The organism is Nitrospirota bacterium (assembly GCA_016214385.1).
Lineage (GTDB): Bacteria > Nitrospirota > Thermodesulfovibrionia > UBA6902 > JACROP01 > JACROP01.
Genome location: JACROP010000018.1, coordinates 1 through 10,189, shown reverse-complemented (window position 1 = coordinate 10,189; position 10,189 = coordinate 1). Strand labels below are relative to the sequence as shown.

The window sequence follows — 10,189 nt, the reverse complement described above, 5'->3', positions numbered from 1 at the left end:
AGAATCCCACTTTTTTTTTTTTTTTTTCTTATTATCTTTTCATCGACATTTATTAGCTCGCCTATTCTTTTATCAGAGAAGCCGTGTTCCTTGGCTTTTATCAAGAGTTCTTTTGGCAGGAGATAAGGTGCAAGGCTCAGGCTTCTTTCTTTTTTAATTCCCTGAGAGAATTTCTTTATTTCCTCTTCTAAGTCTATTATCTGTTTTATATTCTTGAGGAACCATGGGTCACTCCCTGTTAGTTCGTATATTTCATCTATTGTCAGCCCGTTCCTGGCGGCCTGTGCGATATACCAGATTCTCTCCCAGTTGGGAGTTTTTAATTTTGTCTTTATTTCGTCCATGTCTGCTTTAAGATACTCAAGGCCATAGCTTTCAATCTCGAGGCTGCGTATTGCTTTATTAAAGGCTTCTTTAAAGGTTCTGCCGATTGCCATAACCTCACCAACTGATTTCATCTGAGTTGTAAGAGTGGCATCTGCCTCGGGGAATTTTTCAAATGCAAAGCGTGGAACCTTTACAACAACATAATAAATGGTCGGCTCAAAAGAGGCAGGGGTCTCTTTTGTTATGTCATTGGGAATTTCATCCAGTGTAAGTCCAACTGCAAGTTTTGCAGCAATCTTGGCAATTGGAAATCCCGTGGCCTTGGATGCCAGCGCAGAACTTCTCGATACCCTCGGATTCATCTCTATTACCACCATCCTGCCATCCCTCGGATTTATGGCAAACTGTATGTTTGACCCTCCGGTATCAACCCCGATCTCACGAATAATAGCAATAGCAGCATCTCTCATCCTCTGATATTCTTTATCTGTAAGGGTTTGAGCTGGGGCTACTGTTATACTGTCTCCTGTGTGGATCCCCATTGGATCAAAATTTTCTATAGAACAGATAATTACAACATTATCCTTTCCATCGCGCATAACCTCAAGTTCATATTCCTTCCATCCAATTACAGACTCCTCAACAAGAACCTGATGCACAGGGCTCAACTTAAGGGCATTGTCGAGGTTTTCTTTGTATTCCTCCATATTGTATGCAATGCTTCCGCCTGTGCCTCCGAGCGTAAAGGATGGCCTGAGAATAGCAGGGAAACTAACAAATTCTATGGCCTTAAGTCCGTCTTTTATAGTTCTCACATAAACACTCCTGGGGACTTCCAGGCCGATCTTTGACATAGCCTCTTTGAAAAGCTCCCTGTCCTCTGCCTTTTTTATTGCATGAAGCTTGGCGCCGATGAGCTCAACACCATATTTATCGAGGATGCCTTTTTCTGAAAGTTCAACAGCTAAATTCAGCGCTGTCTGCCCGCCCATCGTTGGAAGAAGGGCATCAGGCCGTTCCTTTTCAATTATCATCTCAATGGTATCCGAGGTTAGCGGCTCGATGTATGTGACATCAGCCATCTCAGGGTCGGTCATGATTGTGGCAGGATTGGAGTTAACCAGTATAACTTTATAACCCTCTTCCCTGAGGGCCTTACATGCCTGCGTGCCTGAGTAGTCGAACTCACATGCCTGGCCTATGATTATAGGGCCAGAGCCGAGAAGGAGTATCTTATTTACATCCGTTCTCTTAGGCATTTCTAAAATACACTATCCTGTCGCCTTTGAAGTTTTTTGTTTTAAGCATTTAACCCCTTCCCCTCTATCATCTCTCTGAATCTCTTAAATAAAAATTCATTCAATCTATATCTTGCCATCTCGAAATAGTTCCTGAATCTCGATAGTTTTCCTTGGAAGGGATTTCCTTATTTTATTGGCATAATAAAGCCATTTCAGCCTTCGTTCTATCGGCCATTTACAATAGTCATCTAATTGCTCCTGACTTACAGTATAAGTAAATCCTTTTCTTTGCTTTTCCATTATCTCTCCAGAATTATCTTAAGATATTCCACATCTGCAATATCCTGCTTACGACCTGATTTCTGTTTCAGTTCAATAAGATCATGAATCGAGATAGTAGGTATCTTTTCTCCGTGTATCTCGATCATAACAGCCCTGCTTTTCAACTCATCATACGGAATCGGTGAATCAAAGACTATGTCTATTTCTCCAATAGGAGATGTCTCACTGTAAAAATTCATTGCCTTCATCCCCTTCTCACTTATCCATAAGCTTCTCTTTCCTTCATCAGCAAGATCCATCGGATTAACAGGAATTTTCGGACGATAGCCCCAATCAACAAGCTTTGCGACAAGTTTACTGATATTCTCTGATTGAAGCAGTATCATTAAATCAATATCATAAGTCATTCTCGGAACACCATGAAAGTTGACTGCCAGCCCTCCAACTACAAGGTAATCAACTTTCAGTTTATTAAACTCTTTAAATAAGCTCTGGAAATCTAATTCCATTTATTTAAATCCCTCAATCATCGCCCTGAATCTTTCAAATAAATGTGCTGAATCATTAGGTCCTGGCCCTGCCTCTGGATGGTGCTGGACAGAGAATATGGGCATCCTTACATGCTTCATTCCTTCTTCTGTCCCATCATAAAGGTTTTTGTGAGTTAGTTCTGCCTGTCCTTTAAGGCTGCCAATATCAACGCAGTAGTTATGGTTCTGGGAAGTAATCTCGACCCTGCCTGTGGATAAATCCTTAACAGGATGATTGCCTCCGTGATGACCGAATTTAAGTTTATATGTCCTGCCACCCATTGCAAGCCCTAATATCTGATGACCGAGACAGATCCCGAATATAGGCTTTTTGCCCATAAGTTTTTTCGTATTCTCGATGGCATAGGTCACTGTCTGAGGGTCTCCAGGGCCATTACTCAGGACAATGCCATCTGGATTCATCTCAAGAACTGCCTCTGCATGTGTTTGAGCTGGCACAACAGTAACATCGAATCCAGCATCTATAAGGTTTCTCAGGATATTAAACTTGATACCAAAATCATAAACCACAACCCTACTTGTCTCTTGTCTCTCGTCACTTGTCACTGAATTGGTCTCTTGTCTCTCGTCTCTCGTCTCTGCCTTTTTAGGAGGTTGCCATTTCCAGCATCCTTCACTCCATTTGTAAGCCTCTTTAGTGGTCACATCCTTCACGAGGTCAAAGGCAGAGATCCCGGGATGTTTTTTTATCTTCTCTAAAAGGCTTTCTGGATTTAAATCTACTGTAGAGATTATTCCCATCTGGGCGCCATAGTTCCTCAGATGCCTTGTCAATGCTCTCGTATCAATTCCCTGAATACCGACTATGTTATACCTCTTTAAATATTCAGGCAGGCTTAATGATGAACGCCAATTACTCGGGAAATCACATGCCTCTTTTACTACAAAACCCTCTGCCTTTATCCCGCCATCGGATTCAACATCCTCTTCATTCACACCATAATTGCCAATCTGGGTGTATGTCAGGGCAACAATCTGACCTTTATATGAAGGGTCTGTGAGGATCTCCTGATAACCTGTCATTGAAGTGTTAAAAACTACCTCACCTATGGTCTCACCCCCTGAGCCAAAGTTCTGCCCCTCAAAAACTGTTCCGTCAGATAAAACGAGTAAAGCCTTATCCATCACTTCCTCTTTTGTGGAGCCATCTTTATAGAACGATAATCTTTACTCCTGTGTTCGATCTCATAAATCTTGATATGTTTTTCTTCATTATAAACCCAGTACAAAATGCGATAATCTCCTGCCCTCATTCTGCATAGACCCCTCAGCTCATCAGGCAAAGAAGTGAGGGGGTGATGTATGATCTTGTCTACATTGTTTGCAAGCCAGTCAATCTTTTCAGCAATTCTCAGTTGAACAGGTTTATCAAGCTTCTTAAAAGATTTTTCAGCATCAGGCAGGATGGTTACTTTATACATAGTTCTTTTTTGAATAATTTCCAATCTTTACCTCTACCTTGAATATCGTCCTGTCTTACCTTATGCATCCTTTTTATGAAATTAGGGTTTTGCGACAAGAGCCAGTCTTCCAGATCCTCTTTTGTATCTGCTGTTTCAAAAACGCTTCGTGGAAAAGTTATGATTTCTGATTTTCTTTTCGCTGACAACATATTTCACCCTCCTATATTTTTTTATTTTCCTACATATTCTTCATGCCTTGCCTTATTCCATGTATCTGAGAACTCTAATTTACCAGCCAAGGATAAAACCTTCTCAATCTTTTTCTGTCTTATCAACTCCTTCTTAGTCTTACTCTTAGAAGTAGTCATTGCTTCTTTTATAAGGTCATCTGGTATGTTTAATGTTGTTTTCATAATACCTCCAAAAATTAGCTTATTATATGTATGATACAATATATTCAATCAATATCAATCTCATTTATCTTTCCCTTACATATCGTCATAACAGCCATCCCCTTCAAAACCCATCCCTCAAAGGGCGTATTTTTACCCATCGATGCAAACTTTTCTGGATCCACAGTAAACTCCCTATTTATATCGACTATCACAATATCAGCATCTGCTCCTTCCCTCAGAGTTCCACTTTTAATCCCTATTATTTTAGAGGGGTTTAAAGATATTTTCATAATAAATTGCTTTAAGTCTAAAATCCCCTCTTCAACGAGCTTCAGGCTTAAGGATAGGGCAGTTTCGAGCCCTGAGATTCCAAAGGGTGCGGTATCAAATTCCCTGAATTTATCATCAATGTGATGTGGTGCGTGGTCTGTTGCTATGACATCGATCGTACCGTCACTCAGGCCTTCTTTTATTGCTGCAATATCCTCGCTGGTTCTAAGTGGAGGCTTTACTTTTGTATTTGTATTATAACCTATGACCGCCTCCTCAGTCAGGGTGAAGTAATGAGGACAGGTTTCTGCGGTTATTTTTACGCCTCTGTGTTTTGCCTCACGGATCAATCTTACTGCCCCTTTTGTTGAAACATGCGCTATGTGTAGCCTGCCACCTGTAAGCTCTGCAAGGGCAATGTCTCTTGCAACCATTATGTCCTCAGCAGCTCTGGGTATGCCTTTTAAGCCGAGGATAATTGAAACTGTTCCTTCATTCATTACCCCGCCATTGCTTAGTGTCAAATCCTCGCAATGGGATATAACAGGCACGCCAAATATCCTGGAGTATTCAAGTGCCCTACGCATAATAAGGTTATTCATGACAGGCTGGCCGTCGTCTGAAAATGCGACACAGCCTGAATCAATGAGCTCACCCATTTCGGATAATTCTTCACCTTTCTGCCCCTTTGTGATTGCACCAATGGGATAAACAGAACAAGCTCCCTTTTCCAGAGCCTTTTTAATAATAAATCCAGTTACAGCGGCATTATCATTTACAGGGTTTGTATTAGGCATGCAGCACATTGTTGTAAATCCGCCCCTCACAGCAGCCATCGTTCCTGTTTTTATTGTCTCTTTGTATTCAAAACCCGGTTCTCTCAGGTGTGCGTGCATATCAACAAGACCAGGTAATACATATAAGCCTGTAGCATCAATAACTTTGAGATTTGAGATTTGAGATTTGAGATTTTTGTCTTTATTCTGACTGTAAACTGTCGACTGCCGACTGCCGACCTTTTTTATCTTCCCATCCTCTATCAATACATCCCCAATCCCATCAATACCCTGAGATGGATCAATGATATGTCCATTTTTTATGAGTATGCTGTTATCCATCTTCCCTCATCCCGCTTAGCAGATACAATACTGCCATTCTCACAGCGAGGCCATTTGTCACCTGTTCAAGTATTACAGATTGTGGGCCATCTGCTACATCTGATTCAATCTCGACCCCCCGGTTGATTGGCCCTGGATGCATAACAATAGCGTCTTCTTTTGCTAAGGAGAGTCTTTCTGCTGTCAGGCCATAAAGATTAAAGTATTCTTCAAGTGAGGAGAGGAACCCTCTTCCCTGCCGTTCAATCTGGAGCCTTAACATCATCACTACGTCAATACCTTTGAGCCCTTCATCCATACTGGTGAATACTTCAACACCCAGGCTTTCAATGCCTGCCGGGATGAGGGTAGGGGGGGCTATAAGCCTTACGTTTGCACCAATTTTTGTAAGGGCATAAATATTAGACCTTGCGACCCGGCTGTGGGCTATATCTCCAACAATAGCCACTTTCAGCCCTCTGGGCTCTCCTTTTTTCTCTTTGATTGTGAATAAATCAAGCAGTGCTTGAGTGGGGTGTTCATTTGCCCCGTCGCCGGCATTAATAACAGAGGCTTTAAGGACCTGAGATAGAAAGTGCGGCACTCCAGCAGATGAATGTCTTATAATAATAAAGTCAGCTCCGAGCGCCTGAATTGTGAGGGCTGTGTCCTTGAGGCTTTCGCCTTTCACCACACTGCTTGTTGGAACCGAAAAATTTATAACATCTGTACTCAATCTTTTTGCTGCAAGCTCAAATGATGTCCTTGTCCTCGTGGATGGTTCGAAAAAGAGATTAACAACTGTTTTCCCCCTGAGGGCTGGGACCTTCTTTATATCCCTGCCCAGGATATCTTTAAAGCCCGTTGCAGTATCAATAATGAGATTTATTTCATCCTGAGATAAATCTTTTATACCAAGAAGGTCTTTTGATTCCAGCTTCACAATTTTTCTCCACTGCTCAGCAGTATTACACTGTCCTCATATCCTTCTTCTTTCAGATAAACCTCAATACTGTCATTAAAGGAAGTCGGGATGTTTTTGCCTATGTAGTCTGCTCTTATGGGTAATTCTCTATGCCCCCGGTCAATGAGGACTGCTAACTGGATGGCTGCTGGCCTGCCAAAATCCATCAGGGCATCCATGGCAGCCCTTATACTCCTGCCAGTGAAAAAGACATCATCGATAAGGATTATTTTCTTGTCTGTCGTTGAGAAGGTTATATCGGTTTTTCTAACCTCTGGCTGTTCCTTCCTGAGATACAGGTCATCGCGGTATAGCGTTATATCGAGAGTTCCAACACAGATGTCTTGTCCTTCAATGGCCTTTATTTTCGAGGCAAGCCTTTTAGAAAGATGGGCACCGCCCCTCTGTATGCCGATAAGACATAAGGCCTCTGTGCCTTTGTTTCGCTCAAGGATTTCATGGGCTATTCTTGTTAGAGCCCTGTCAATTTCTTTGCTGTTTAATAGTTCTTTGGGCATAAAAAAACCTTCTTCCCTGAGAGGAAAAAGGTTCATGGCTTTAAACATGCACTATTACATCCCTTTCTAGCCTCTCAGGGCCAGATTAAAGGTTAAAAATACTTTAGCTGATGGAAGAAGTTCTGTCAAGAGGAATTTTAGTATTCAAAAATAGACATAATAGACATGGGAGTCAGAGAGATTCATTGATTTAGCTTAAATTATTTTGATATATTAAAATACTTGAAAATGCTTGTAATACCAGCCATAGATTTAAAAGAAGGCAAGTGTGTCAGGCTCCTCCAGGGAAGGAAGGATGCTGTGACAGTATACTCTGATGACCCTGCTTCTACGGCAAGACACTGGGTGGAGCAGGGGGCAGAGCTACTCCATGTAGTTGACCTCGATGGTGCCTTCACAGGGGATCAGAAAAACCTTGAAGCCATTATAAAGATCAGAGAGGCTGTGGCGATGGACATCGAGGTTGGTGGAGGCATAAGGGACTTTAAAAAGATAGATGAACTTATCAGCATCGGGATTAACAGGATAATACTCGGAACTATTGCTATAGAGAAGCCTGAACTTGCAAAAGAAGCCTGTAAAAGATATCCTGACAGGATGCTGGTAGGCATTGATGCAAAAAATGGCTATGTGGCTGTAAAGGGCTGGGTGGAGGTTACACAAATTAAAGCCGAGGAGCTTGCTTTAAAGATGCAGGGATATGGTGCTGCTGGCATAATCTATACAGACATTGCAAAGGATGGCATGCTAACAGGGCCGAATATAAAAGCAGTGGAGGAGATGGTCAGAACGGTGGATATACCCGTGATAGCCTCTGGCGGTATCTCTTCCATCGAGGATATAAAAAACCTCATGCAGATAAAGGGGCTCTGGGGTGCGATTACTGGCAAGGCGATATATTCGGGTGCTCTTGACCTGAGGGAGGCAATAAAATTTGTAACAAACCAATAAACTAAATTAAACGTTGTTACTTGTCTTGGAGAAAATATGCTTGCAAAACGAATAATACCATGTCTTGATGTAAAGGATGGCCGGGTTGTTAAAGGCGTAAGCTTTGTTAATCTCAGGGATGCCGGCGACCCTGTTGAAAACGCAAAGTTTTATGACGAGCAGGGCGCAGATGAACTTGTATTCCTTGACATAACAGCCTCCCATGAAGAGAGGAATATAATAATCGATGTTGTAATGAGGACAGCAGAAGAGGTCTTCATGCCTTTGACTGTTGGTGGCGGCATTAGAACCCTTGAGGACATCAGAGACCTTCTGAAGGCAGGGTGCGATAAGGTATCTGTAAATACAGCAGCGGTGAATGATCCATTCTTTATAAAAGCTGCTGCTGAAAGATTCGGGAGTCAGTGTATAGTGGTTGCTATTGATGCGAAGCAAGTTAAAAGTGAAAAGTTAAAAGTGAAAAGTTTAGAGACCACAACTTTTAACTCTCAACTTTTAACTCTCAACTCAGAATCTACATGGGAAGTTTTTACTCACGGCGGGAGAAAACCTACAGGTATTGATGCCATAAAATGGGCTAAAAAAGTGGGAGAACTCGGCGCAGGTGAGATTATGCTTACAAGTATGGACAGGGATGGCACAAAGGATGGCTATGACATCGAACTAACAAGGGCGGTATCAGAGGCTGTTTCAATACCTGTCATAGCATCAGGCGGTGTGGGTACGCTCGAACATTTATATCAGGGGTTTGTTGATGGCAAGGCAGACGCAGCACTCGCTGCATCTATATTCCACTACAGGGAATATACGATAAGAGAGGCAAAGGAGTATTTAAAATCACGGGGTATTCCTGTCAGGCTTTGAGATATACAAGGGGCGCACCTGCTGAAACCCTGAATCTTTCGAGATCAGTATCAATAGCAGGGCTCACAGGCATTTTAAAAGATGAGCCATTTTTGGAAATTGTAACATCCACCTCCCTCAGCCTTTTAGCATCTGAATACCTTGCACATAAAGATGCTGCAATATTTATAGCTTCACTATCCGCTTTTCCAGCAACAATGGTTATAGGACTGCCATAACCTTCAACCCTCAATAAATAATCATAAGGGTTGGCGAGGGATTCTATTTGCTTATTTTCTTCCTTATCCCTGCCGACAATTATCTTGCATTCTGAAGAAAATCTGAAATGCCTGCCAACTCGCAATAAGTGAAGCTCATTCAGTGAAGGGTCAGGGTTATGTTTCAGAAGCTCTTTCAGTCTGTGAGAATAATTCGGCTCTGTCAGGAGGCAGCCTCCTGCAGGTGCTGGATAGTCTGTCAGTCCAAATTCTCTTGCAAGGGCTATCTGAGGCTTCCTTGAACGGCCGCTGAAATCATAGAGCTTATCCCTGCACACAAGGCCATTTATTTCCGGGATTGTTGGCTTCATTAGTTTTGCGCTCAATGGCCTGAGCACATTCCTTTCAACCCCTGCCTCTCTATCGATAAGAGGAAATGAATCTCTCCTCTGGCTCATGGGCCTCTGGCCGAGGACCTCACCTGTTACTATGAAATCAGCATTAACCATAGCCATTAATTCTTTTGCCTCTTTTAGCATGAGGATCCTGCAATCAATGCAGGGGTTCATGTTTCTGCCATGGCCGTATTTTGGATTCTTTACTATTTCTATAAATTTATTCGCAAGATGGCAGAGTTTGACCTCAAAATTGAATTTCTCGGCAACAGGGAATGGGTCCTTTGAACACGATGATTTATCGGTTATGTCACAGCCGAAATGCGTGAGAAAGGTTATGGCTGTAACATCAATCCCCTGCCTTAAAACTGTCAGGATTGCGAGAGTGCTGTCAAGGCCACCTGAAAAAAGTGCAATTGCCCTTGCCATATTACCTATCATAAAACTTTCAACTATCAACTATCAACTATAAGACCGTAATGGTAAGTAGCAAAATGTTTGTGGGGATACTGCGACCTCATTCTCTTTGTCATTCCCGCGCAGGCGGGAATCCAGTATAAAAGGCAATGGTTCCGCCTTCACAGGAATTCTCCTCAGGCTGTTGAAAAACTCTAAAATAACCATAAGTGTCATTCCCGCATGTTTTTAGCGGGAATCCAGAGTCTTGTAAATTCAAGAGATTCTGGATTCCTGCTTTCGCAGGAATGACAAACTAAGCATGAATAAATACTTTT

12 protein-coding genes are annotated in these 10,189 nt (G+C 42.2%); 2 read left to right on the top strand and 10 right to left on the bottom strand.

Annotation, left to right across the window (positions count from 1 at the left end; translation table 11 throughout):
- From carB to pyrR, 9 genes are all read right to left on the bottom strand, one after another.
- Positions 1–1,586 (bottom strand): carbamoyl-phosphate synthase large subunit (gene carB, locus HZC12_01095; protein ID MBI5025330.1); only part of this gene is annotated, 1,586 nt, incomplete at its 3' end.
- Positions 1,587–1,691: 105 nt separating this feature from the next.
- The gene (locus HZC12_01090; GenBank protein MBI5025329.1) at positions 1,692–1,868 is read right to left on the bottom strand and encodes a hypothetical protein; all 177 of its coding nucleotides are present in this window, start codon (positions 1,866–1,868) and stop codon (positions 1,692–1,694) included.
- Positions 1,868–2,359 carry a nucleotidyl transferase AbiEii/AbiGii toxin family protein gene (locus HZC12_01085; protein ID MBI5025328.1) on the bottom strand — a complete coding sequence of 164 codons (492 nt, stop codon included), beginning with the start codon at positions 2,357–2,359 and terminating at the stop codon, positions 1,868–1,870. The genes HZC12_01090 and HZC12_01085 overlap by 1 nt, the downstream gene beginning before the upstream one ends.
- Complete coding sequence (gene carA / locus HZC12_01080; GenBank protein ID MBI5025327.1) at positions 2,360–3,526, bottom strand: glutamine-hydrolyzing carbamoyl-phosphate synthase small subunit; 1,167 nt, start codon at positions 3,524–3,526, stop codon at positions 2,360–2,362. It lies immediately after the preceding gene.
- Positions 3,526–3,822: a type II toxin-antitoxin system RelE/ParE family toxin gene (locus HZC12_01075; GenBank protein ID MBI5025326.1), complete on the bottom strand. Its 297-nt coding sequence runs from the start codon at positions 3,820–3,822 to the stop codon at positions 3,526–3,528. Before HZC12_01075 ends, carA begins: the two co-directional genes overlap by 1 nt.
- A gap of 212 nt (positions 3,823–4,034) precedes the next feature.
- The gene (locus HZC12_01070; GenBank protein ID MBI5025325.1) at positions 4,035–4,217 is read right to left on the bottom strand and encodes a type II toxin-antitoxin system VapB family antitoxin; all 183 of its coding nucleotides are present in this window, start codon (positions 4,215–4,217) and stop codon (positions 4,035–4,037) included.
- A gap of 44 nt (positions 4,218–4,261) precedes the next feature.
- Positions 4,262–5,587, bottom strand: a complete 1,326-nt coding sequence (locus HZC12_01065) for a dihydroorotase (protein MBI5025324.1) — start codon at positions 5,585–5,587, stop codon at positions 4,262–4,264.
- Positions 5,580–6,509, bottom strand: a complete 930-nt coding sequence (locus HZC12_01060; protein MBI5025323.1) for an aspartate carbamoyltransferase catalytic subunit — start codon at positions 6,507–6,509, stop codon at positions 5,580–5,582. Before HZC12_01060 ends, HZC12_01065 begins: the two co-directional genes overlap by 8 nt.
- Complete coding sequence (gene pyrR / locus HZC12_01055; protein ID MBI5025322.1) at positions 6,506–7,048, bottom strand: bifunctional pyr operon transcriptional regulator/uracil phosphoribosyltransferase PyrR; 543 nt, start codon at positions 7,046–7,048, stop codon at positions 6,506–6,508. The genes HZC12_01060 and pyrR overlap by 4 nt, the downstream gene beginning before the upstream one ends.
- 228 nt (positions 7,049–7,276) lie before the next feature.
- Here pyrR and hisA point away from each other — a divergent pair, with 228 nt between their 5' ends.
- Positions 7,277–7,999: a 1-(5-phosphoribosyl)-5-[(5-phosphoribosylamino)methylideneamino]imidazole-4-carboxamide isomerase gene (hisA, locus tag HZC12_01050; protein MBI5025321.1), complete on the top strand. Its 723-nt coding sequence runs from the start codon at positions 7,277–7,279 to the stop codon at positions 7,997–7,999.
- A gap of 36 nt (positions 8,000–8,035) precedes the next feature.
- Positions 8,036–8,863, top strand: a complete 828-nt coding sequence (hisF, locus tag HZC12_01045; protein ID MBI5025320.1) for an imidazole glycerol phosphate synthase subunit HisF — start codon at positions 8,036–8,038, stop codon at positions 8,861–8,863.
- Here the strand turns inward: hisF and HZC12_01040 are convergent.
- Positions 8,853–9,896, bottom strand: a complete 1,044-nt coding sequence (locus tag HZC12_01040) for a hypothetical protein (GenBank protein ID MBI5025319.1) — start codon at positions 9,894–9,896, stop codon at positions 8,853–8,855. The two genes, hisF and HZC12_01040, sit on opposite strands and share 11 nt — an antisense overlap.
- Positions 9,897–10,189 lie beyond the last annotated feature (293 nt).

Excerpts from the sequence above, each read along its gene's own strand:
- HZC12_01090 (MBI5025329.1), bottom strand. The coding sequence starts at position 1,868 with ATGGAAAAGCAAAGAAAAGGATTTACTTATACTGTAAGTCAGGAGCAA.
- HZC12_01085 (MBI5025328.1), bottom strand. The coding sequence starts at position 2,359 with ATGGAATTAGATTTCCAGAGCTTATTTAAAGAGTTTAATAAACTGAAA.
- carA (MBI5025327.1), bottom strand. The coding sequence starts at position 3,526 with ATGGATAAGGCTTTACTCGTTTTATCTGACGGAACAGTTTTTGAGGGG.
- HZC12_01075 (MBI5025326.1), bottom strand. The coding sequence starts at position 3,822 with ATGTATAAAGTAACCATCCTGCCTGATGCTGAAAAATCTTTTAAGAAG.
- HZC12_01070 (MBI5025325.1), bottom strand. The coding sequence starts at position 4,217 with ATGAAAACAACATTAAACATACCAGATGACCTTATAAAAGAAGCAATG.
- HZC12_01065 (MBI5025324.1), bottom strand. The coding sequence starts at position 5,587 with ATGGATAACAGCATACTCATAAAAAATGGACATATCATTGATCCATCT.
- pyrR (MBI5025322.1), bottom strand. The coding sequence starts at position 7,048 with ATGCCCAAAGAACTATTAAACAGCAAAGAAATTGACAGGGCTCTAACA.
- hisA (MBI5025321.1), top strand. The coding sequence starts at position 7,277 with ATGCTTGTAATACCAGCCATAGATTTAAAAGAAGGCAAGTGTGTCAGG.
- hisF (MBI5025320.1), top strand. The coding sequence starts at position 8,036 with ATGCTTGCAAAACGAATAATACCATGTCTTGATGTAAAGGATGGCCGG.
- HZC12_01040 (MBI5025319.1), bottom strand. The coding sequence starts at position 9,896 with ATGATAGGTAATATGGCAAGGGCAATTGCACTTTTTTCAGGTGGCCTT.